A 24,167-nucleotide genomic window follows, 5' to 3' on the forward strand; every position below is an offset into this window, starting at 1 on the left:
GTATTTTAAGTGGGCTCAAATTAAAACCAGTCCTGTATTTTAAGTGGGCTCAAATTAAAACCAGTCCTGCATTTTATGTGGGTTCAAATTAAAACCAGTCCTCTATTTTATGTGGGTTCAAATAAAAGCCAGCCCTGTATTTTATATAGACTCAAATTAAACTAGCCCTATATGGGCTCAAACATTAAGTTAGCCTCATATTTAACAGAATTGTATTTTATGCTAGCTCATATCCTGGGTAAATCTCTTTTAACATAATCCTATAAACAATTTTCATTAGAGCAAGAAAAGTGCAAATAGTTTTAAGAGAACAAGGAAACGTACAACATCGGTTCTTACATAAAAATTACGTAGATTTATTGCTGAAAGAAAAAATATGGAAATTTGAACTTGACATATATAGATTATCTATATATTATATGTATAGATAATCTATATATAAGGAGGACAGTAATGGCGATTGATAAAAGTTTGCTCTCAGGAAGTACAACCATGCTAATATTAAAGCTTTTGGATAAGAAAGATATGTATGGTTATCAGATGATAGAAGAATTGCATCAGCAATCCAATAAAACCTTTGAGTTGAAAGCAGGTACCCTATATCCCTTATTGCATGGTTTGGAGCGTGAAGGTATGGTGAAGGCCTATGATGACAGTGCGGATAGCTTAAGAGTTAGAAAATACTATCATATAACGAAAAAAGGGAAGAAGCAGCTTGCTGAGAAGAAAGAGGAATGGAATCTATATACCAATGCGGTCAATAATATACTAAATGGAGGTATAAGCTTTGGAATCAGTTGATAAATTAAAAGAATATAAAGAGGAAGTATGTAAGCAGATCAGGTGGAAGCGGGTTCATGAGCCTGTAGCCAGGGAATTAGAAGCTCATATGATGGATCAAGTAGATAATTATTTAAGACAGGGGGATTCCGAAGAGACTGCGGTATATAAGACTATTCTGGATATGGGAGACCCTGTGGCAGTAGGTACTCAGCTTGATCGTATACACAGGCCAAAATCTCAAATTAGTATGATTATATTTACAATTTCATTACTCCTGATAGGTTTAGTGATTCAGACCTTCTTAGTGCATGACATTGCTCATCCTGTCAATCTTCCCAAGCTGATAGTTGCGGCTGTTCTTGGCATCGGCTTTATGTTTCTGGCATATTACGGAGACTTTACCTTAATAGGAAGGTATCCAAAAGCACTTTTGCTTGCAACTGTAACCATTTCAGTTGGTATGCTGATAGTGGCACCTGAAGTAAACGGGAGACCGTATTTTTTCATTTCTACTTTCGTCACATTCAGCCTTGCCTGCATTTCACTTATATTGCCCCTTGCATTAACTGGAATTATTTTTGTAACAAGAAAGTATGGTTATATCGGGCTTTTCCTCTTAAATCTTGTAATACTGGGATTAACATTTCTTACATACAGAACATCTTCTATTGGAAATGCAGCATTCTTCTTTGCTACGGCTATCATACTTACCGGTGCCGCTATATACAAAGGATGGTATCCGGTGAATAAAAAGGTGGGCTATATAATAGAAGTTTTAACAAGTATAGCAACTCTTGTAGTAGTTTTTTTACAAGACAGTTATTATATTGTAAATCGTTTGCAGATAGTAATGAATCCTGGAATGGATGCGTATGGAAAAGGATATTTTGGTGTAATGATAAGAGAGCTGCTTCATAATGCCAGATTTGTTGGAAAAGGGGTAATACCGGAAGTTTATAACCATTCCGTATTTCCGCTTCCGTCGATTCATTCCGATTATTTGTTGACTTACTTTATCATTAATTGGGGGTGGCTTTTCTTCTGTGTTTTATTAGTAGTTTTTGCCGTCTTTCTTATATGCGGATTCCGGATAACCTTCAGGCAAAAGAATCTATTGGGTTTTTTAGTTTCCCTTGCGGTAATGCTAACGATAACCTTTGAAACCTGTAACTACATTGCATGGAATTTAGGGTTTTTGCTCGTATCACCTATTACACTGCCGTTGATTTCTTATGGTAATGCAGCTTTATGTATACATTTGTTCTTGATTGGCATTATGCTGTCAGTATTTCGCAGTGATTCTAGTGTATCGGATACCAGACTCTATTACCAGAAAGGTGGCTTTATCCAATGGAAAGACAGGTGTCTTACCATAGATTTCAATAAATATAGAGCAGACTAAAGGATTTATCATCTTCATAAGTCATTCGTAATAATCCTAAATCAAAGTTTTCTGTAAACACTATTCATAAAAATACCTTGCAGAATATTAAGTTATTCGCAAGGTATTTTTGTAATAGGTTATCCTCTGAACTCGATATGTTCACCGTCTGGCCCTTGAAAGAGCACCCTTTTCCAGCCTTTTTCCTCTGGGACTCTTGGGCTTGGGATATGAGGTTCAGATATAACGGGTATACCTGCCTCCACCAGTCTGTTATAATCTCCATCAAAATCATCGCTGATTAAACAGAAATGACAGCCTGCGTTCACTTTGTTAGTGTTCCAATGTTCAAGTTCTAATACCGTGTTACCCAACTTAAGATAGACAACTTTCTCAAGTGCTGGAACACCAGGTACATCATGTTCAAAGTATTGTTTGAATCCAAAGTTTTCTTCATAAAATGCAATCGATTTCATTCTGTCTTTTACAGAAATCGCAACATGGTCAATATGTGTAAACATTATTCCTTCATCCTTTCCTTTCAATAAACTGATAAGTTGCAGGGAGTAGATTAAAGTGTAATTAATTTAATTTGCCAAAGATATTTTAATCTGTAAGACCACCCAATTGGAGGAAGTCGTATTATGAAATCCATGAAGCTCGTCATGAGGAGAATAAATGATGTCCTTTTCTTTTACAGAAATAGGTTCATTATTAATGGTTATTGTACCTCCTCCTGAGATAACGTAGAATACTTCATCGATATCCGTGTGTTTATGGTCAGGCGTTGTCTGACCGGGAGCATAAAGCAGAAGGCCGGTATCCAGCTGACCTTCTTTGAATATTCCTTTTCTGGCACTTTTATTCTTGGTAAATTCTAAAATATCTTCTATATTAATTTTCTGCATTTCTAGTACTCCTAACTATAGTATTCTCTAATACACAGCATTTATCAGGTTTCATTACAAGCGCTTGTATTTACTCATGAATTACTGTAAAATTATCATAGTATAGATGTATTCTTTTGACAAGAAGGCACTTTTTAGTTGATTACTGACCATATGGTAAGTAATGATTGTGAATGGTAAAGTAATGATTGTGAATGGTAAGTAATGATTATTGATAGAAAGAGGTTGCATATGCCCTGTAATAAATCCTGTCCCATTGAACACACGGTTAATCTAATCGGGCACAAATGGAAGGTATTAATCATAAGAAATCTGATGAATGACGGGACCCAAAGGTTCTCGGAACTTAGCAAAGGAATCAACGGCATAAGCCAGAAGATGCTGACCCAACAGCTTAAGCAATTAGAACAGGACGGGATTATAGATCGAAAAGTTTTCCCGGAAGTTCCGCCAAGAGTGGAATATTCCTTGACAGAGTCAGGCAACTCTCTAAAACCTATTTTGGATTCCATGAATTTATGGGGTGTTGAACATATGAAGCAGCAAGGAAAGAATAATAATAATTTCCATTCTTGATTTTTGGATTTTTCGTCTATAATATAAGAAAAATATGAATATTTGGTAAAGTACCTGATGCTGCAAGCTATGAATAATATTTTCCATAGCTTGCGATAATTGCAACTATGAATGATCTTATCCTGCAACTGGTTTTCTGTCAAAGTTAAGCCGAAACCGTCCAGTCGTAATATTAAGGCAATCTCTTCCTTCTGCGAAAGTCCACCGGTGTAAATCCCGTCTCTTTCTTAAAGAGTTTTGTAAAATAAGAATAATTCCCATAGCCTACTTTATCCGATATAAGATTAACTGACAGCACCGTGTTGATAAGCAGATCCTTTGCCGTATCAATACGTTTCTTAATAATGTAATTGACCAAGGAGGTTCCTGTTTCTTTTTTAAAGAGTCTGGCGGTGTAGTCCGGATCCAGATAAACAATTTCAGCCAGGCTGTTACGGTTGATATCCTCAGCAAAATGTATGTCGATAAACTCACAGATAATAGAGGCTACTGACTTTTCAGAAGCTGAAAAGGCGGCATAATCCAGAGCTGTATTTACCAGATAAGTAATGTAGAGAGTCATATTTTCAATGGATTTAGAGGAAAGCTCCAGCAAGGTGTCATTGGTCTTGCCCTGTATCAGTTTATGAGCCAATATTCCTTTCTCTTTTAAGAAAGAATAGATAAGCTGTATGACATCAATCTGGAAACTGGCCAAAACCGTGTAATTCAATTTATCAGATTGAGCCAGAGTGGTCAGGTAGTCTTTGCAGTAGGAGGTAAATGATTCACGTTTTTCCAATTGCAGATATTCATCCAAAAGCTTTAGGTTAGGTAAGGAGTACTCGGCCTGCACCGGTACGTAGTCACCCAGGAAAAAGACCTTATCCTTGCAATCAATGCTATTTTCATTCATAGCTTGTAATTGCTTCAGTTCGTTGTGAAACTCCTGGAAGGAAGCCGGGAGTCCTATATAACAGCTAAGAGAGGCTTCATACTTTTTATTTACCAGACGTATAAGTCTGGTGCAGTAATCAGATAATTTGGGAAATAACTCCTCCGTTGTACTGTTCGTGATGTTTAAAATTGCAAGGAAACTTCCATTAACAGGATTTAATTCCAAAAGAATGTCATGGGGAGATAAAACGCTCTCAAAGGTTTCCTGGAAAGAACTTTCAAAGCCCATCCTCAGCTTTTTGGCATCTGGATAAGAATAGCTTATCTCATTTTTAGCGGATAATTTAATGGTAAACAGGTCAAAGAGAAGAAGAATAAACTTGTCCGTCATTTTATAGGGTAAATGATTTTTAGACAGACGGGCTTTTAGTTCCTCTTCCGTGTAAGCAGCCTCGCGTTTCAGATAGGCACTCCAGAAATGCTCAAAAATATTAACCTTGATATCCTCCCAAATGGTAGTAATATTTGCTGCTTGTTTTGCCTGATAGCCGGCTTCTACTTTTATTACTGCTTTTTTAACAATAAGGGCGAGCTTGTCAAATTCAATGGGTTTTAAATAATATTCCAGACTTTGCAGTTCCACTGCTTTCTGTGCAAAAGTAAAATCTGCATAGTTGGTCAAAAAGATAGTCTGTATATCATAATTTTCTTCCCTTACCCAGGTAAGGAGATCAATACCGCTTCCCTGGGGCATGTCGATATCTGTAATCAGAATCTGTACGGATTTTTCCCTGATTACTTCTTTGGCCTGGCTTATATTGGGGGCTGTGTAGACCTCCTTAAGACCCAGGGCCTTCCAATCCATATTTTGAAGCAAGGCACCTAATACAAAGCGATCGTCGTCAACAAGTAATATATTCATAAAATTCTTTCTATATATGTTGAATCTTTGCTTTACCGGGAAGAGAAATATCTGAACTCAGGCATTTTTATCTCGGAAGCAGTATAATACTTTATTCAACTTATAGAATCCTCCTCTAGTTATTTTCTGTATGAAAAGGCAATAAAAGTTCGATGCATGCACCCATATCTATATTATTGGAGAATTTCAATTCATAATCCTCACCATATAAAAAGGTGAGTCTTTCTTTGGTATTACTGATTCCAATTCTGTTACCATCTTTACCGGCAAGGGTGTGGCGGCTGTTTAACACATGGAGAGCCTCCTTGTTAAATCCCGGACCGGAATCTTTTAAAAGAATTTTTAGATAGTCTTTCTCCAGTCTCCTGCGTTTTTGTACCTTTAATGTAATCTTCAGGGTTATGGTAAGGGATACACAGTGCTTAATGGTGTTCTCCATAAAGGTCATAAGGATAAGAGGAGGTATGACAGCCTCAGCTGTTCCGGCTTCGATATCACATTGATAGGAAAAGGCAGAACCGTACCTTAAGCTTTGTATATTTAAATAATCATTGACATGATTAAGCTCATATTCCAGCTTTATAAAATCCTTATTCGTCTGGAACAGGTAGCGCAGATATTTGGAGGTAAAAAGTGCCATGGACTCAATCTCTTTATAATTCTTTGTCTGAGCCATACTGTATATGGTTGTCAGACAGTTTAAATAGAAATGGGGTTTGATTTGCTGCTGCAAGAAACCTATCTGAATACGTTTTTTCTCCAATTCCTCTTCATATAGGGTGATTTTTAATTTTGTAATTTCCCGCATCAGATTCTTGAACTGCATACTGGCCTGTTCCAGCTCAATGATATTGCCATCCTGCAAGTCCAAAAGATTGGAGCCTTCATTGATCTTAGAGAGATTCAAGGAGAAATTCCGTATTGGCTTAATCACTTTTTGCTGCATATAAAACAGGAATACAAATAAAGTCAAGGCTACAATAAAAGCCATGATAATAACAAAAATCTGAATAATGATAATCCTTTCATAAGACCAGTTATCCACAAAAATATTTAAAGTAAAAGGCAGATTTGATTCTTCATTGCCAAAAAATAAACGGCTTAAAAAAAGAGGATTTCCAGAACTGTGTTTCTTTTTGGAATCCGTGTTGGCGAGGATGGTATTGTTTGTATCTTTCATAAGCATATAGCCATTGGCACCAAGATTTACATCTTCAAGAGGGGTCAGAATATCTCTGGCAGAAATCAGTGAGATAAAAGTACGGTTATTATAAGTAATAATATAGTAAAAGTAGTAGTTCTTACGTATCTTTAGTATCTTCCAGTCGCTGCTGTTTTTTAAAGTCTCACCGCTTTTGATCTTCTTGAGAAATTCCTTCTTGCATATTAGATAGTCTGAATAGGAAAGGTTAAGGGCAGAACTGTTAAAGAATAGGTCCTGCTCCTCCAAATACAGGAAATACTGATATTCCCTTCCTGTGGCATATTGATTGTCACTTACTCTGGTACGAAAGGTAGAGATGGCATCCTTGCGTTCACCAAAATCCGTGCTGGTCTCTAGGGTTTCCACCAGTGGCTCATGGATGGCTGTCCAACGGACAAAGTGCTCTACGGCTACGGTTTTTCGAACCGTTTCATTCTGATATAAGGTTATGGTATTGGAAATATGAGTCACATTTTGCTGCCTTGTAGTGATAATGGAGAAAAAGCTAACCATAATATTAATAACAATAATCGGAATGGACAAACTGATTAATACTTTTATATAATGCTCCAGTGAATAACTGGATCGGTATCTTTTTTTTTCCATGTAAGCTCCTGTAATGGTAGTTTTATGAGTGGAATAGTAAGTCAGGTCACTATTTAATACTACCCTGTAGTACTAGTTTATCACTATTATACAAGAATAGACTCATAGATACTAGCGAATTTCCCAGGAAAACGAAATAGTGCTAGGGTAAAGTCGGAATTGTTCTATAGACCCTTGTATAAATGTGATAAAATTCCCACTAAAGGAGGACGCAAAATGAAAAAATTATCAAAGGGTACCAAAGGTGCAAAAGTTTCTTTGGGCAGAGGCTTAAAGAAGAGCATCCCGCTCTATATACTTTTATTCCCTTCTGCAGTACTTTTGTTCTGCTTTGCGTATTTGCCGATGTATGGTCTTTTAATTGCCTTTAAAGATTATTCACCGGCGCTGGGGATTATGGGGAGTCCCTGGGTAGGCTTCAAGCATTTTTTAAAATTTTTCAATTCGTATCAGTTTACACTAACACTCAAAAATACATTATCTATCAGCCTTTACGGAATTATCGTCGGGTTTCCGCTGCCAATTGCATTGGCGTTGTTATGCAACCAGATCAGAAACCAGAAATTCAAGAAAGTGTTTCAGGTAACAACCTACCTTCCGCACTTTATTTCCACTATGGTCATGTGCGGTCTGATTCTGATCTTTTTGTCACCCAGCAGCGGAATTATAGCTAATTTTTTCAGATTGTTTGGTGTGGAGCTGCCAAATTTCATGGCAAGCGTAACGGCGTTTAAGCATGTTTATGTATGGAGTGATATCTGGCAGCATTTAGGCTGGGACAGTATTATATATCTGGCGGCTTTGTCTGCCATAGATCCTACATATTATGAAGCTGCTACCATAGACGGTGCATCTACGATGCAGAAAATTCGTTATATCGATATTCCGCTGATTCTATCCACTGCCATGATACTGTTAATCTTAAGAGCAGGCGGTATTTTGAGTGTAGGGTTTGAGAAAGTACTGCTGCTGCAAAATACACAGAATTCCATGGGGAGTGAGATTATTTCTACGTATGTCTATAAAGTTGGTATGCAGAGCTTTCAATACAGTCTGTCGACTGCAATCGGTTTGTTTAATACGGTAGTAAATTTGGCGGTACTCTTAGTGGTTAACTGGTTTTCAAAGAAAACTACAGATACTGGTCTGATATAAGGAGGGGTTTTCATGAGCAGACAGAAACCCGTTAAAATGAAAAAGAGCCGTCAGGACAGAATAGTTGACTTTGCTATCCATGCCATTGCGGTTATCATGATATTGGCAGTTATTTATCCTTTATGGTTTATAATCATAGCATCTTTTAGTAATCCTGCAGATGTGGCCAACGGAAATGTATGGGTCTGGCCGAAGAAATGGATATTGGACGGATACCGGGAATTGTTTAAACAGACAGCCATCTGGCGCAGTTATGGTAATACGATAATTTATACTATAACTGGCACACTGGTTGCATTACTCGTTAATATTACCGCAGGATATGCCATGTCCCGAAAAGATATGGTAGGAAGAAAGTGGATTAATTTATTTTATATTATACCGATGTTTATCAGCGGTGGTCTGATTCCTATTTATCTGGTGGTAAAGGACTTTAATTTATTGGATTCCTTCTGGGTTATGATAGTACCTTTTTCGGTATCTACTTATAATATCATTGTGGCAAGGACCTTTTTCAACTCAAGCTTACCGGAAGGTCTATGGGAATCTGCACAGATTGACGGCTGCGGTACCATTAGGTATTTCTTTCGGTTTGCAATACCCTTATCCAAGGCAATAATTGCCGTAATTGGATTATGGACGGCAGTAGGTATTTGGAATTCCTGGTTTAATGCTCTGATTTATTTACAGAGTGCGAACCTTCAACCATTACAGCTTTTACTGCGCAGAATCCTGATATCGAATCAGTCACTCCTTGGAGCTGCTACAGGGGAAATGGCATCTGAGCTTCGAAGACTGTCTGATATGATGAAATATGCATCAATTGTAATCTCAACCATTCCGATTATGTGCTTATATCCTTTTCTGCAAAAGTACTTTAATCAAGGGGTTATGATAGGTGCCATTAAAGAATAATTGGAGGAGAAAGTTATGTTTAAAAAAGTAGTGAGTGCCATCGTTATGGCAGCAATGTTAGCAGTCTCATTAACAGGCTGCGGGGGAAAGGGAGGAGAGGATAATGCTAATCCCGCCTCTCAGGAAAGTCAGGGGAAAGGAAATGAAACAGCAGAGCAGAATTCCTTTAAGGTAGCTACCGTTCGTTGGGCAGACTGGGGTGAAGCCTACCATGAAGGTTTTGTTGATACTGCTGCTGAAAATGCCGGTATAAAGATTCAATGGGAAACTATTCTTAATTCTGACTGGGGGGATAAAAAAGCGGTATTAATGGCAGGCGGTGATTTACCCGATGCATTTTTAGGTTCCATCTGTTTTTCTGCGGCTGAAATCGCATCAAACCAGAACTCCTTTATCGCTTTAGATGATTATATTGATGAAAACATGCCTAACTTTAAAGCTATCCTGGAAAAGGATCCGACCATGAAGGCTCTTGCAACTTCTTCTGACGGACATATTTACGGACTTCCCAGTAAAAAACCCTGCAGGCCGGTTGTAGCGAACCAGATGTTCATCAATCAGACCTGGCTTGATAACTTAGGACTCTCCATGCCTCAGACATATGAGGAATATTATAATGTGTTAAAAGCTTTCAAAGAACAGGATGCCAATGGAAATGGTGATCCCAACGATGAAATTCCTTACGGACAGGGGTATGCCGATACCACAATGTTTTTCCTGCTTCCATTTGGTATGACCATTGGTGCAGATAATACTTATTTAATGTCCATCAAAGACGGACAGCCAGTTTATCTGCCCACCCTTGATTCATACCGTGAAGGAATTAAATGGATGCATAAAGCTTATAGTGAAGGTCTGATAGATCCGGAAGTGTTTACACAGGATACCTCCATGAGAGATGCAAAGCTTATGAATGAAACAGCTCTAATCGGTTCTGCCCCCGGGTGGACAGCCGATGCGACATTTGGTCCTAACTCATCCCAGTATACAGCTTTGACAGCCTTACAGGGGCCTGACGGAGAGCGTTATATCTCTTCTGATCCGGAGCACTGGAATTACAGCAGAAATGAATTCATGATAACCAATAATTGTGAAGATCCCGGCGCTCTTCTTCGTTGGATGGATCAGTTCTATACAGAAGATGCCTCCATACAGACCTTCTATGGATCTTTTGGTGTAGGTGTTGAGAAAGCTGGAGATACTTACTCCCTGCTGCCTCCTACCAATGGAGATTCCGCAGATACCTTTGCATGGGTTAATTCTCTTCGTGACTTCGGTCCGAAATATATAGCGGATGGTTTTAATGATAAGGTTAAATTACCTGCAGACAGTGGAGACGGCTTAAAGCTTGAGCTTGATAAAGAATTGAGCCAGTATGCAAAACCGGCATATCCCAATGTAAGTTATACCAATGAACAGTTAAATGATTTATCAACTCTTTATATGGACATCAATTCTTATGTGACTACCATGCAGGCTAAATGGGTAACAGAAGGTGGAGTGGAAGAAGAATGGAATACTTATATTGATACCTTAAAGCAGATGGGCTATGATGATTTCATGAAAATACAGCTGGATGCATTTGAAACCTATCAGGCGAATGCAAAATAGATGGATTGAGCGGCATAAAGCATCAGCATCCGTAAGAAAATACAGCATAATAAATACAATGAATGTGCCGGCAAGCCGATCTCTTTACAAGAGCTTGCCGGCATATTTAAGGCTTGTCTGAAAACGAGGTTTTTGAATACCCCATTCAGGCAGTTAAAGATATATCCCTGTTAATATTAATTAAAAGCATCACAGCAAGAGATGATGCATATAGAAGAAGCGGAGTTTAAAATGTTTGGAAAAATCGTAAATTTTAATGTTAAACAGCAAGAGGTAGAAATCTTATTTGAAAATGGGAAGGGTAGAATTTCTATTGTTAGTGAACTTATCATACATGTATTCTCAAAATTAGAAGAAAACGGAAAATCAAAAGCCATTGAAGAGGAAGTATTATGGAATACAGAATTTAACGCTGCCATGGTGGGGGAGTGTCTGGTTATAAGTACGGCGAAAGTTACCATCAAAGTTTATGAGGATTTTCTGGTGGACTTTTATCATACGAATGGAGGCCTATTATGCAGGGATTACCGCGGTGAGCGTAAGCAGAGGCTTGTACTTAGCGAAGAGCTGATTGAACTGATGGCAAAAGAAGGACATCAGCTTAAAAATGAAGTGAACAACCATAAAATTCAAGTGCTAAAGGAACTGGAAGGGGATGAATATTTCTATGGGCTTGGTGACAAGACCGGGTTCTTAAATAAAAGAGGCTACGATTATGAAATGTGGAATACAGATGACCCTACACCTCAGGTTGACAGTTACAAGGCACTATACAAAACCATACCTTTTCTGATTACGGTAAAGGCTCATGGTGTCTATGGTATATTTTTTGATAACACCAACCGTACTTACTGGGATATGGGAAAGGAAAGCAATGATTATTTTTATTTTGCAGCTGACAGGGGAAATCTGGACTATTATTTCTTTGCAGGAGAGGAGATGAAGGACATTCTAAAAGGCTATACTGCCCTGACCGGCAGGGTTAACAGGCCTCAGCTGTGGAGTCTTGGGTATCATCAGTCCAGATGGGGCTACGAAACAGAAAGCGATGTCAGAAAGCTGGCGAAAGACCTAAGAGACAATCACATTCCCTGTGATACCATACATCTGGATATTGATTACATGGAAAAATATAAGGTATTTACCTGGAATAAAGTTTCCTATGATGCTCCGAAGAAAATGATACAGGACTTAAGGGAAGAAGGATTTAAAATCGTTACGATTATTGATCCCGGTGTGAAAGCAGAAGAGGGATATAAGGTATATGACGAAGGTGTGGAAAAGGATTATTTCGTTAAAACACCGGAAGGTGAAATCTATGTGAATCAGGTATGGCCTGGGGATTCTGTTTATCCGGACTTTGGAAATGAAAAGGTGAGACAGTGGTGGGCAGACAACCAGAAGTTTCTGCTGAACTACGGAGTTCGGGGAGTATGGAATGATATGAATGAACCTGCCAGCTTTCAAGGTGAAATTCCGGAGGATATCATATTTTCCGATGAAGAGAGAAAGGCAACCCATGGTGAAATGCATAATGTTTATGGGCACTTCATGTCCAAGGCAACCTATGAAGGTCTAAAGAAGTATGATAAAAGAAGACCTTTTGTCATTACCAGAGCCTGCTATAGCGGAAGCCAGAAATATACCACAGCCTGGACGGGGGATAACCACAGCATTTGGGCACATTTGCAAATGGCAATTCCGCAATTGTGCAATTTAGGCTTAAGCGGTATGGGTTTTGCGGGCACGGATGTAGGAGGTTTTGGATCTGACACCACAGCGGAACTCTTAACCAGGTGGGTTCAGGTAGGATGTTTTTCACCGTTGTTTAGAAATCATTCCAATAAGGGCAGCTTTTATCAGGAGCCTTGGCAGTTTGGTAAGAAGACCATGGATATTTACCGTAAGTATGTAGAATTAAGATATAAGCTGCTGCCATATTTCTATGATTTATTTGTGGAAGGGGAACAAAGTGGATTGCCTGTCCTAAGACCTCTTGTACTTCATTATGAAACGGACGTAAGAGTCCGTCAATGCAATGACCAGTTCCTGGTAGGTGAAAGTCTTTTGGTTGCACCAGTGGTTATGCAGGGAGCCCGAAATCGTATGGTATATCTGCCCGAAGGAAATTGGATAGATTACTGGACTGGCAAGGAAGTGGAAGGAGCACGTTATATCATTGCAGATGCGCCCCTTGAGGTTTGCCCCCTCTATGTAAAGGAAGGTTCTATTATACCCAATTATCCGCCTCAGGAATATGTCGGGGAAAAGGAAATTACAGCACTGATTCTTGATATCTACCAGGGGGATGGGGGTTATACCCACTACCAGGATGACGGAGAGAGCTTTGATTATAATGAAGGTGTCTATAATCAATATGAATTTTCGATTACAAAAGAAGGAATCTTTACGGCAGAACTTTCACACCGCGGATACGAGAAGCTTTACAGCTCATTTATCCTAAAGGTTAACGGGAAGGAAAGAGAGATACCTTTTGAAGGAAGAAAACTGGAGATTAAGTTAAAGTAACAACACCGGAGTATCAGAAATTTGTTTCAGCATTAGGCTGAGGCTTGTACAGCTCAGCCAGTTGCCAGCTTAGCTTTTATTTAGCCGCACCAGCAAAAAGCCGTATACTGTACAGAAGAAGTGTTAATCCTCGTAAGGCATTATCTTTTGAATTGTACCATCCGTGTTGTACTTTAACTCTGCGTATTTAACACAGCGCTTATGGTTAACACCGCCGGATAAGGAACAGTCATGGTAGAACAGGTACCATTTGTCTTCAAACTGAACAATGGAATGGTGTGTCGTCCAACCGATAACAGGTTCTAAGATTCTTCCCTGATAGGTAAAAGGACCCAGGGGATTATTACTGATAGCATAGACAACATAATGAGTGGTGCCGGTAGAGTAGGACAGGTAATAATTACCATTGTACTTATGCATCCAGGGGCCTTCAAAATACCGTCTGTCTTCATCCTCTGCGGTTATCCTGTTACCATGCTCATCAAGGATGATGATTTCCTGAGGTCTAGCCTTAAAGGAAAGCAGATCATCGCTTAGTTCCGCAACCATTGGCCCTAAGGCTGGTGAATTACCGGAGGGAGGAATGGCATCCGCAAGAAAATCTCCCGTTTGCCAATTCTCCAGCTGGCCTCCCCAAAGGCCTCCAAAATACAAGTAGGTCTTTTGATCCTCATCGGTGAAAACAGCGGGATCGATACTAAAGCTGCCAGGGATATAGGTTGTCTCTGCATTGAAAGGACCATCAGGATTTGTACTGGTGGCAATCCCTATTCGGAAAATACCATCTTTATCTTTGGCTGGAAAAAATAAATAGTAGATACCGTCTTTGTATGCGGTGTCGGGTGCCCATAATTGCTGGCTGGCCCAGGGAATATCTTTTAGATGGAGTGCTTCACCATGATCAGTGCAGGGAGATGCCAGGTTCTCCATGGAAAAGACATGGTAATCCTCCATCTTGTATTGGTCACCATTATCATTATCCGGTTCGTTATGTTCAAGGTCGTGAGAGGGATAGATATAGAGTTTATCTTCGAAAACGTGAGCAGACGGATCGGCTGTATACATATGTGTGACTAAAGGTTGTTTCTGTTTGGGAATATACTTCATTTTTTGCCCCCCATTATATGATTTTACTATAATGATTTTATCAAAATAGTCATATCATATCTTCCCAAAACTTGCGGTTCGTTTATCACTTATTGCGAATTTACACGTTGTTTTTTGTATTCATATGTTGACATAACAACAAAATGACAGGATAATATAATCCATTGAAATACTTTACAACGTACAAGCTATTCCAAAATCAAAGGCCTGCGGCCTTAAGAAAGCTATGAAAGTAAAATGAGGATTATAAATGGGAGTAAAAAGTTTTCAGGATTTCAGACTAAGTGAAGAAATTAAAAAGGCATTGAACGGCCTTGAATATTATATACCTACCGAAGTACAGCAGCAGGTGATACCGAAAGCCTTGGAAAAGAAAGATCTGTTAGTAAAAGCACAGACAGGCAGTGGTAAAACAGCGGCATATGCAATACCCATATGTGAGCAGCTTGAGTGGCTTGAAAATAAACCACAGGCACTTATTCTGACACCGACCAGAGAACTGGCAGTTCAGGTAAAAGAGGATTTCACCAACATCGGCAGATTTAAGAGAATCAAAGCCACAGCAATCTATGGCAGACATTCCTTTTCCATTGAGAAGACGGAACTAAAACAGAAGTCCCATGTTGTTGCCGGGACCCCCGGTCGTGTTCTGGATCATATCAGAAAAGGAACCTTACCCTTAAGCAAGATAAATTATTTAGTGATTGACGAAGCTGACAGAATGCTCGATATGGGATTTTTAGAGCAGGTTGAAAGTATCCTGAAAGAGCTACCGAAAGAACGTGTAACAATGATGTTTTCAGCTACGATACAGGAGGAAATCAAGAGTATAACATCAAAGTATATAAGAAATCCGGATTATATTGATATCAGTAAGTCTGACACTCCGGTAAAGGAGATTGAACACTCACTTTATCCTACGGATAATGAGGATAAATTTGAACTGCTGAGAGAGGTTACGATTATAGAGAACCCGGATAGCTGTATTATATTTTGCAGAACCAAAGAGCAGGTGGATTTGGTATGCTGTCAGCTGACGGAGAAGGGGTACTCCTGTCATAAGATTCATGGTGGAATGGAGCAGGAGGAGCGTCTCGATTCTATGAACCGCTTTAAGAGAGGAGAGTTCAGCTATCTGGTTGCAACAGATTTGGCAGCCAGAGGGATTGATGTAGAGAATATATCCTTAGTCATAAATTATGACCTGCCATTTGAAAGCGAAGTCTATGTTCACCGTACTGGAAGGACCGGACGAGCAGGTCAGAAGGGAAAAGCCATTTCCTTTGTAACAACAGCTGAAGGCAGGTATCTAAAGGATATCGAAAGTTTCATCGGTTTTGAGATTACCGAAGCCGTCAGACCAGCAAAAGAAGAGATTGCGCTTCTGAAAACCGCTTTTGATAAGAAGCAAAAAGCAGCGCCGGTAATCAGAATAATGAAGAGTGATAATCTGAATAAGGAGATAACGAAGCTTAAATTCTATGGCGGTAAGAAAAAGAAACTCAGAGCAACGAATTTTGTCGGGGTTATTTCTAATCTTAATGGCGTTACGGCTGAGGATATTGGGATTATTACGATTCAGGATACGCTAACCTATGTAGAAATACTGAATGGAAAAGGTTCGCTGGTCCTGGAGGCAATGCAGCAAACCATGATAGGCGGTAAACAACTAAAAGTAATCAAAGTAAAATAGCAGATAGTACGGATTATTACCTTTCAAATAAAGTATCATATAATACCCCTTCTATTTATGAAATATCGGCTTTAGCCTTTTATCCAATAGAAGGGGTATTTATAGTAGTTAAGCTTTGATTGCCCAACGCAGTTTTGCGGAACGGGCACGGCTGTTGGAATTACATTCTTCTGCTGAAGGACGTATGGCATCAGGAGCAATTTCACGGTAGATACCGGCACGGAGTAATTGTTTGAAAGATTTTTTAACCAGTCGGTCTTCTCCTGAGTGAAAGGTCAGTATGGCCACACGTCCACCCGAAGCAAGAGCTGACGGGAGCTTTTCCAAAAAGTCATATAAAACTTCAAATTCATTGTTGACATCGATTCGAAGGGCCTGAAAACATCTTCTGCAAGCTTTCTTAACTTCTTCCTCACGGGTACTTTCCGGCAGGAACTTAAGCGTATCTTTAATGACCTGTGTAAGCTTGTTTGTTGTTGCTATATCGTTCCCTTTTTTGATTTCGGTAACGACTGCTTTGGCAATGGCAGCTGCATTGGGTTCATCGGAATTTTCAAAAAGTAATCCCTCCAGTTCGCTCTGCGTGATGGTCTTTAACCGTTCAGCGGCAGAAATACCATTGCTGGGATTGAGACGCAGGTCCAAGGGTCCATCGAACTTAAAGGAAAAACCTCGGTCAGGATTGTCAATCTGCATGGAAGAGACCCCTAAATCAGCCAATACAAAATCTAATGGGCCAGAAAGACTTACCACCTGATCGATACAGGAAAAATTCATCTGCTTAAGGGTCAGGATTTCAGGACCATAACCTAACTGCTCCAGGCGTTCTCTTGTACGGGGAAGCTCAATAGTATCCACATCTGTTGCATAAAGATGCCCTTTGGATTCCAGACGTTTAAGCATTTCCAAAGTGTGACCGCCGTAACCTAAGGTAGCATCCAGTCCTGTTTCACCCGGCGTAATTTTTAGAATATCCAGAATTTCCTCTACGCAGATGGAACGATGCATACCGGCAGGTGTATTGCCTTTTGAAATAACTTTTTCTATGGTATCACCATAACTTTCCGGATTTAATTCTTTATATTTTTCACTGAATTTCTTAGGGTGGGTGCCTTTATATCGGACACGTCGTTGATGTTTTTGTTCTTGATTCTCCATTGAATTCTCCAATTTTTTCTCCATTCTTCTATATAAGTTGAATATTTTATCTTTAGGGATAGCTGCACAGTGGTGATTACGCAGATTGTGGAAACCTATAGTGGTAAAACAGATTGCTCTTTAACAGATTGTTGGGGATATTATGTTGTCTGTTTGTAAAACTATATAGATTATATGATACCAAATGTATTTCAGAAAAGCAAATTATAAACTGGGACAGATTGGCCCCCAGAGAGCTGATTTTAAACGATAAAATACAATAAAATTTTAATACGATAAAATACAGATGAGGAAATTTAACGTGCAAAGAAAGCGAATTACTAACGGTGTTATGAATAAAAACATTGTTTAGATGCTATTATTGCTATTGTGTGATATAATGGTGGTCTGTGTTTAATAATGTTAACAGAAATAGGAGCGACCATGCAATTTAAAGAATTAAATATAATACCTGATATATTAAAGGCCTTAGAAAAGGAAAACTATGAAATACCCACACCAATCCAGGAAAAAGCTATTCCGGTTATACTAGAGGGAAGGGATCTGCTGGGCTGTGCACAGACCGGAACCGGCAAGACAGCAGCCTTTGCCATACCTACACTGCAATTGCTCAGCCAGGATAAACCACCTTTTTCAAAGAAAAGAGAAATAAGAGCCCTTGTATTAACCCCAACCAGAGAGCTGGCCATTCAAATATATGAAAGCTTTACCACCTATGGAAAATATACAAAGCTTAAGACCTGTGTAATCTTTGGCGGAGTCTCCCAGAAACCCCAGGAGGAAGCGTTGAATGAGGGGGTAGATATCCTGGTAGCAACCCCCGGAAGACTGCTTGACTTAATGAATCAGCAGCAGATAACGCTGCAGCATATTAAGATGTTTATTCTGGATGAAGCAGATCGTATGTTGGATATGGGCTTCATAAATGATGTAAAGAAGGTCATAGCCAAAACTCCCGCAGGTAAGCAGACCCTGCTATTTTCTGCTACCATGCCATCTGATATTGCCAACCTATCCCGTTCCCTGCTGAAAAATCCTGCCAAGGTTGAGATAACTCCGGTATCTTCAACAGTAGATACCATAGATCAATATCTTTACTACGTGGATAAGAAAAATAAAAAAGATTTGATTGTACACCTACTAAAGGATAGCTCCATATCCTCTGTTCTTGTATTTACCCGTACCAAACACGGTGCTGATTATATAGTACGCCAGTTAGCCAAGAAAAAAATCACGGCCCAGGCAATCCATGGAGATAAATCCCAGGGTGCACGTCAGCGTGCCTTGAGTGATTTCAAGAACAAACAGCTTCGTGTACTGGTTGCCACGGATATTGCTGCCAGAGGCATCGATATTGATGAACTCTCCCATGTTATTAATCTAGATCTGCCGGAAGTGCCTGAGACCTATGTGCATCGTATCGGACGTACCGGGCGGGCAGGGCTTTCTGGGACAGCGATATCCTTTTGTGATTTTGATGAGAAAGAACTGCTGGCGCAAATCGAAAAATTAATACGGAAGCACTTAATAGAAGTAAAGGAACATCCATATCCGTTAATGAATAATTTCCCTTCAGAAAAGAAAACACAGCCCCGAAGAAAAGAGAACATACAAACGGAGACTGCAGCAAAAGGCGGCAGGGGAGCCAATACTTCAAATAAATCCTCATTTAGAACAGAAGCAAAACAAGCAGATACGGGATCTAAGAAGAAGTATCGTATGACAGCAGATGGAACCCTGAAAGAGAAAAGAGCCTATAATAAATTTCCGAAGCAGGGTAAGAAACGAGATAAATAATAAAAAATGAAAAGGGTATCCTAATAGCTGTAATAGAATTACCATCACAATCTTCCAACGAAGCGGAGAAGTGAAATGAGCTGTTAGGACCCTTTTTTTGTTTACCTACTTATCAGGTATAAGAGGCTTTGCCGCTGATAGCAGTATTCAGTATTAAATCGGCTATTTCTCTGGAGGACTTTTTCATGCCTTCCTTTAACCACATTTGAATTACACCGATTGCACCACATGCCAGAAAATGAAAGATATATGCAGCATCTTCCCTGTCTATGGACTCATTTCCTATCATAGGGATGAAATGCTGTTTTCCGATAATATTGATAAATTCCTGCTGAAACCGGATATCTCCGTTGGAATTCAGCAAGAGGTCAAAGAGCTCCGCATTTTCTTTGACATAGTCCAGAATCTTTTCTGTGGTCTCCACCGTAACGAGAGTATCTTCTTTAAAATTACAGCCGCTTAAGAACTGGTTAATATTATCAATTACCTCTTCTTCAATTTTCCGGAGCAGATCATATTGATCCAGATAGTGCGCATAAAAAGTAGCCCGGTTAACATCAGCATTTTCACAGATTTCTTTCACGGAAATCTTGGTTATGGGTTTTTGTTTCAGAAACTTTATTAAGCTGTTCTTAATTACCATTCTGGTATACTTTACACGTCTGTCTGTTTTCTTAGCTTCCATTAGCAGCTCCTCCAACAAGTAAAATTATTATAAACTTCTAAACATATCCTGGTTTTATGTTGAAAAACTTTCATATATATAAGTTTTGATTATTGTAATTGCTTCACAATGTCAATATAATGTATCCGAGTCTGATTGTCAACACAGTGTTTACTAAAATGGAGGTATAAATGGCACTCATAGAATTTGAAAATATCAAAAAAGAATATGTAATCGGCGATGTGAAGATTTCTGCAGTCGCTGATTGTTCTTTTTCAATAGAAAAAGGCGAGCTGGTTGTTATACTTGGTCCCTCAGGAGCCGGAAAAACTACCGTATTGAATTTATTGGGAGGAATGGACAGTCCAAGCAGCGGCAGTATTAAGGTTGATGGCAAGGAAATTCATAAATACAGTAAGAAGGAACTGGTAAATTACAGACGAAAAGATATCGGTTTCGTATTCCAGTTCTATAATTTAATGGGAAATCTGACAGCACTGGAAAATGTTGAGCTTGCCTGCCAGATATGTCCGGACTCCCTGGACCCTGGCACAGTACTTAATCAAGTGGGGTTAGGAGAGCGACTGAGCAACTTTCCATCCCAGCTATCCGGAGGAGAGCAGCAAAGGGTTGCCATAGCCAGAGCTATTGCTAAAAATCCCAAACTGCTGTTGTGTGATGAGCCTACAGGAGCTTTGGACAGTGTGACCGGACAGCTTATAATTGAGCTGCTGCAAAAGAACTGTAAAGAGATGGATATGACAACGGTCCTGATTACACACAATGCCGTAATTGCTGAGGTTGCGGATAAGGTTATTAAGATTAAAAATGGCACGGTGAAAGAAGTAATAGTAAATGAGAATCCGAAAAAAGCGGATGAGATTGTGTGGTGATTGGCTTGCTGTATAAAAATTCACTGGTAAAGATAAAGAAATCATTCGGAAGATATATATCACTGCTAGTTATGGTTATGGTAGGTGTCGGTTTTTTTGCAGGGATACAGGCAAGTGCACCGGATATGTCAGCCGTTGCCGATCAGTATTATAGAGATTATAATCTGATGGATTTTAAAATTGTCAGTTCCATGGGGCTTACAGAGGAGGATGTAGCGGCACTGAAGGCCCTTCGTAAAGCAGAGGCAGTAATACCTGCGTACTCACTGGATGTCATGGCACAGGAATTGACTACAGGTAGTCAGAGCGGGAATCAGACTACTGGCGGACAGTCCGGTAATAGTCAGGCTACAGCTACAAGCGGTCTGACCGTCAGGCTTCATAGTCTGGAATCGGTTAATAAGGTAAAACTGGTTGACGGAAGAATGCCTCAAAAGGATACGGAGTGTATAACAGACAACAAGTCTTATAAAGTAGGAGATAAGCTTGTAATAACTGATGATGTCAGTGACAAGCTTAAGAACAAAGAGTTCACCGTGGTAGGAACTGTGGAATCGGTGCTCTATCTGGCAGAGGAATATGGAAGCACTACAAATGGAGACGGTAAACTATCTTCCTTTCTATTTATAAACAGCAGTAATTTTATCATGGATGTCTATACGGAAATCTATCTGACAGCAGCAGGCACCAAGGATGCGATAGCTTATTCCGATGCTTATGATGAGGCCGCAGAGGAGCTTCAGGAACAGTTGGTAAGTATAAAGCCTGAGAGAGAAACGGCCCGTTATAATGAGATTTATAAGGAAGCAGATTCTGAAATCAGAGAAAATGAAGAGAAATTGAATTCAGAAAAAGCGAAAGGAGAAACAAAGCTTAAAGACGCTAAGACAGAACTTGACGATAATGCAAAAAAACTGGAAGACGGAAAAAGTGAGCTTAAAGAAAACGAGCAGACGCTAAAGGATAACAAGGAGAAACAGAATCGTGAATTTGCTGCTGCCAGGGTACAGATAGCTGATGGCTGGAAGGAGATTGACTCAGCACTTACCCAGAGCGGAACAAACCGGAAGGGGCTGAATACCAAAATAGCAGAACTGGAGACTGCACTTACTCAGCTAAAGGGGCAGGCAGCACAGCTCCCGGAAGGCAGTCCTTTAGCGGAACAGCTAAATGCTTCCATTAAACAATATACAGAAGGCTATAACGGTATGTTAGCGTTAAGGGAATCCATTAATACGTTAACCGCAAAAGAGAAGGAGCTGAATGAGGGGATTGAAACCTTTCAGACGGAGATTCAAAAAGCTGAGAAAGAAATCGCCAAAGGAAAAGCAGACATAAAAGAGAACGAGAAGAAGCTGGCTGACGGCTATGCAGAATATAATGAAAATCTTGATAAGTTCAATACTGAAATGGCAGATGCAGAAGGAAAGCTTAAGGATGCCAGAGAAGAACTGTCGAAACTGGAAAGGCCCAAATGGTATATACAGGACAGAGATGCGGCAGTAGGTTACACAAGCTTGAAAACGGATATTGATGTGGTCAACTCTGTTGCCGCAGTATTCCCTTTTTTCTTTATATTGCTTGGAATGCTTATGACCTCCAATTCCATGACCCGTATGATAGCAGAGGAACGAAGTGAACTTGGAACATTAACCTCACTTGGATACAGTGACGGCAAGATTATTTCTACTTATCTGTTCTATATCCTCTCAGCTACCGGTCTGGGTTCAATCGTGGGATTTTATGCAGGCTGCAGTATTATACCGCCCTTAATTTATTCAAATTATCAGTATATCTTACCTTCACTCATACTAAAATATGATCTGGTGTCATTTCTTCAGATAGTGGGAGTGGCATTTGTATTGATGACCCTGGTTACGGTTGTTTCCTGTAACAAAGAATTAAAACAGAAGCCGGCAGCCCTCTTGCGTCCGGTTCCTCTGGCAAAAGGAAAAACTATTCTGTTAGAGCGAATCGCTCCGGTCTGGAAACGTCTTTCTTTTACCTGGAAAGTTACCATGCGTAATATATTCAGATTCAAAAAAAGAGCTTTAATGACCATTGTGGGTGTATCCGGTTGTACAGCTTTGTTACTGGTCGGATTTGGCTTAAGGGATAGCATGCAGGGAGTGGCACAAAGACAATATGGTGAAATACTGCGCTATGGCAACATGATGATTCTGAAAGATGAGACGAAGAGTATTTCTGGAGAACTGGAAGACCTGTTGTCCAAAGAACAAGTTAATAATCCGCTGCTGATCAGACAGACAGCCTTCCAAAGCAGCAAAGGAAGAGTGGATAATGCAGACGGCTCTAAATTGAAATCAAAAGGAAAAACCCTGGATTCTTATGTTATTGTACCGGAGAATCAGGAAGGATTTAATGAATACTTTAACTTAAAAGATTCTAAAAGCGGGGTTGAAATTACCCTTAACGACAGCGGAGTTGTCCTGACAGAGAAATTAGCAGAGGTACTGGGGCTTGGCAAAGGAGATACCTTATCAGTGAAAGATACTGATAACAATGTATATTCCCTGACTGTCAGTGCAGTAACAGAAAACTACACCTCCCATTATATCTATATGAGCAATGAACTGTATGATAAGATTTTTAGTGAAGCTCCCGCCTATAATACCATTGTATCTGATTTTATGGGGGATAAAGATACCTTGTCTGAGCATCTGATAGACAGTGGTCTTGTACTGAATGTGGTCTATACCGGTGATGTATTGGAGAAAGCCATTGAAAGCAATAACAGCCTGGATAGCATTATTCTGCTTATAGTAGTGGTAGCATCGCTGCTGGCAATCATTGTTCTATACAACCTGACCTCTATTAATATCAGTGAAAGATTACGTGAAATAGCGACCCTTAAGGTACTTGGTTTTACGGATCAGGAGGCCAATGGCTACATCTATCGAGAAGCCATAATTCTTACAATTATCAGTGCCTGTGTCGGCCTGGTGCTGGGAATCTATCTCCATGATTTTATCGTTGGAATTGTAGAGAGAGATCAAATGATATTATCAAGAGAAATCAGTTGGGTCAGCTACGGCTTATCCTGGCTGATTACCATGGCGTTTTCTCTAATAATGCAGATGGTAACTTATTTTAAGCTTAGGACTGTTGAAATGCTGGAATCTTTAAAATCTGTGGAATAAGTTTAGAAGTAATCTTTATTGGCTGAATACTGACCTGCTGTGCGGGGGAAGTATACAGCCATTTCTTATATTATCCCTTTATTCCTTGGAGAAAGGTCTATTTGGTTTTCAAGAAGAGAGAGGAATGCAGGCTTGTCATTCTCAAATATAGTGGCAATCTGTAAAATTTCTACCAATGAAAGCTCACTATATGTTATCATATAATATATAACTCCTTTCGGATTCGTG

General features: G+C 39.6%; 19 protein-coding genes. 11 read left to right on the top strand and 8 right to left on the bottom strand.

What is annotated here, in order from left to right; genetic code table 11:
* The first annotated feature begins 453 nt into the window (after positions 1 to 453).
* Entirely contained in the window at positions 454 to 801 is a 348-nt protein-coding gene (locus tag R2R35_RS19260) for a PadR family transcriptional regulator (protein WP_317731451.1), read from the top strand.
* Positions 788 to 2,185, top strand: coding sequence for an FtsW/RodA/SpoVE family cell cycle protein (locus tag R2R35_RS19265; protein WP_317731452.1), 1,398 nt, complete (start codon positions 788 to 790; stop codon positions 2,183 to 2,185). The genes R2R35_RS19260 and R2R35_RS19265 overlap by 14 nt, the downstream gene beginning before the upstream one ends.
* Positions 2,186 to 2,304: 119 nt before the next feature.
* Here R2R35_RS19265 and R2R35_RS19270 read toward each other — a convergent pair whose 3' ends face one another.
* Both R2R35_RS19270 and R2R35_RS19275 read right to left on the bottom strand, forming a co-directional pair.
* Positions 2,305 to 2,685 carry a VOC family protein gene (locus tag R2R35_RS19270; protein ID WP_317731453.1) on the bottom strand — a complete coding sequence of 127 codons (381 nt, stop codon included), beginning with the start codon at positions 2,683 to 2,685 and terminating at the stop codon, positions 2,305 to 2,307.
* 66 nt (positions 2,686 to 2,751) lie between these two features.
* Positions 2,752 to 3,072 (bottom strand): cupin domain-containing protein, encoded by a 321-nt coding sequence (locus R2R35_RS19275; protein ID WP_317731454.1) that lies wholly within the window; start codon positions 3,070 to 3,072, stop codon positions 2,752 to 2,754.
* Positions 3,073 to 3,303: 231 nt separating this feature from the next.
* On the opposite strand from R2R35_RS19275, the gene R2R35_RS19280 reads away from it, so the two are divergent.
* Entirely contained in the window at positions 3,304 to 3,648 is a 345-nt protein-coding gene (locus R2R35_RS19280; protein WP_317731455.1) for a winged helix-turn-helix transcriptional regulator, read from the top strand.
* A 172-nt stretch (positions 3,649 to 3,820) separates the two neighbouring features.
* Here R2R35_RS19280 and R2R35_RS19285 read toward each other — a convergent pair whose 3' ends face one another.
* Complete coding sequence (locus R2R35_RS19285) at positions 3,821 to 5,446, bottom strand: response regulator transcription factor (protein WP_317731456.1); 1,626 nt, start codon at positions 5,444 to 5,446, stop codon at positions 3,821 to 3,823.
* Between the two features lie 115 nt (positions 5,447 to 5,561).
* A complete protein-coding gene (locus R2R35_RS19290; protein ID WP_317731457.1) occupies positions 5,562 to 7,256 on the bottom strand; it encodes a sensor histidine kinase in 1,695 nt (564 codons plus the stop codon).
* A 216-nt stretch (positions 7,257 to 7,472) separates the two neighbouring features.
* Between R2R35_RS19290 and R2R35_RS19295 the strand changes: the two genes are divergently transcribed.
* The 4 genes from R2R35_RS19295 to R2R35_RS19310 all read left to right on the top strand — a co-directional run bounded on the left by R2R35_RS19295 (position 7,473) and on the right by R2R35_RS19310 (position 13,466).
* Positions 7,473 to 8,411, top strand: coding sequence for an ABC transporter permease (locus tag R2R35_RS19295; RefSeq protein ID WP_317731458.1), 939 nt, complete (start codon positions 7,473 to 7,475; stop codon positions 8,409 to 8,411).
* A 12-nt stretch (positions 8,412 to 8,423) separates the two neighbouring features.
* Entirely contained in the window at positions 8,424 to 9,326 is a 903-nt protein-coding gene (locus R2R35_RS19300) for a carbohydrate ABC transporter permease (RefSeq protein WP_317731459.1), read from the top strand.
* Positions 9,327 to 9,341: 15 nt separating this feature from the next.
* Positions 9,342 to 10,937 carry an extracellular solute-binding protein gene (locus tag R2R35_RS19305; protein ID WP_317731460.1) on the top strand — a complete coding sequence of 532 codons (1,596 nt, stop codon included), beginning with the start codon at positions 9,342 to 9,344 and terminating at the stop codon, positions 10,935 to 10,937.
* Between the two features lie 231 nt (positions 10,938 to 11,168).
* Positions 11,169 to 13,466, top strand: a complete 2,298-nt coding sequence (locus tag R2R35_RS19310; RefSeq protein ID WP_317731461.1) for a glycoside hydrolase family 31 protein — start codon at positions 11,169 to 11,171, stop codon at positions 13,464 to 13,466.
* A 123-nt stretch (positions 13,467 to 13,589) separates the two neighbouring features.
* Here the strand turns inward: R2R35_RS19310 and R2R35_RS19315 are convergent, their stop codons facing one another.
* The gene (locus R2R35_RS19315) at positions 13,590 to 14,573 is read right to left on the bottom strand and encodes a glycoside hydrolase family 43 protein (protein ID WP_317731462.1); all 984 of its coding nucleotides are present in this window, start codon (positions 14,571 to 14,573) and stop codon (positions 13,590 to 13,592) included.
* 250 nt (positions 14,574 to 14,823) lie between these two features.
* Here R2R35_RS19315 and R2R35_RS19320 point away from each other — a divergent pair, with 250 nt between their 5' ends.
* The gene (locus tag R2R35_RS19320) at positions 14,824 to 16,266 is read left to right on the top strand and encodes a DEAD/DEAH box helicase (RefSeq protein WP_317731463.1); all 1,443 of its coding nucleotides are present in this window, start codon (positions 14,824 to 14,826) and stop codon (positions 16,264 to 16,266) included.
* Positions 16,267 to 16,374: 108 nt separating this feature from the next.
* On the opposite strand, the gene rsmH is transcribed toward R2R35_RS19320, so the two are convergent.
* Positions 16,375 to 17,424, bottom strand: coding sequence for a 16S rRNA (cytosine(1402)-N(4))-methyltransferase RsmH (gene rsmH, locus R2R35_RS19325; RefSeq protein ID WP_317731464.1), 1,050 nt, complete (start codon positions 17,422 to 17,424; stop codon positions 16,375 to 16,377).
* A 423-nt stretch (positions 17,425 to 17,847) separates the two neighbouring features.
* Between rsmH and R2R35_RS19330 the strand changes: the two genes are divergently transcribed.
* Positions 17,848 to 19,221, top strand: a complete 1,374-nt coding sequence (locus R2R35_RS19330; protein ID WP_317731465.1) for a DEAD/DEAH box helicase — start codon at positions 17,848 to 17,850, stop codon at positions 19,219 to 19,221.
* Between the two features lie 112 nt (positions 19,222 to 19,333).
* Here the strand turns inward: R2R35_RS19330 and R2R35_RS19335 are convergent, their stop codons facing one another.
* Positions 19,334 to 19,906, bottom strand: coding sequence for a TetR/AcrR family transcriptional regulator (locus R2R35_RS19335; protein ID WP_317731466.1), 573 nt, complete (start codon positions 19,904 to 19,906; stop codon positions 19,334 to 19,336).
* 170 nt (positions 19,907 to 20,076) lie between these two features.
* Between R2R35_RS19335 and R2R35_RS19340 the strand changes: the two genes are divergently transcribed.
* The gene (locus tag R2R35_RS19340) at positions 20,077 to 20,778 is read left to right on the top strand and encodes an ABC transporter ATP-binding protein (protein ID WP_317731467.1); all 702 of its coding nucleotides are present in this window, start codon (positions 20,077 to 20,079) and stop codon (positions 20,776 to 20,778) included.
* Between the two features lie 5 nt (positions 20,779 to 20,783).
* Complete coding sequence (locus R2R35_RS19345; protein ID WP_331670162.1) at positions 20,784 to 23,939, top strand: FtsX-like permease family protein; 3,156 nt, start codon at positions 20,784 to 20,786, stop codon at positions 23,937 to 23,939.
* Positions 23,940 to 24,004: 65 nt separating this feature from the next.
* Here R2R35_RS19345 and R2R35_RS19350 read toward each other — a convergent pair whose 3' ends face one another.
* On the bottom strand, positions 24,005 to 24,139 hold the full coding sequence (locus R2R35_RS19350; protein WP_317731468.1) for a hypothetical protein: 135 nt from the start codon (positions 24,137 to 24,139) through the stop codon (positions 24,005 to 24,007).
* Positions 24,140 to 24,167 lie beyond the last annotated feature (28 nt).

Source organism: Anaerocolumna sp. AGMB13020, assembly GCF_033100115.1.
Classification (GTDB): Bacteria; Bacillota; Clostridia; order Lachnospirales; family Lachnospiraceae; genus Anaerocolumna.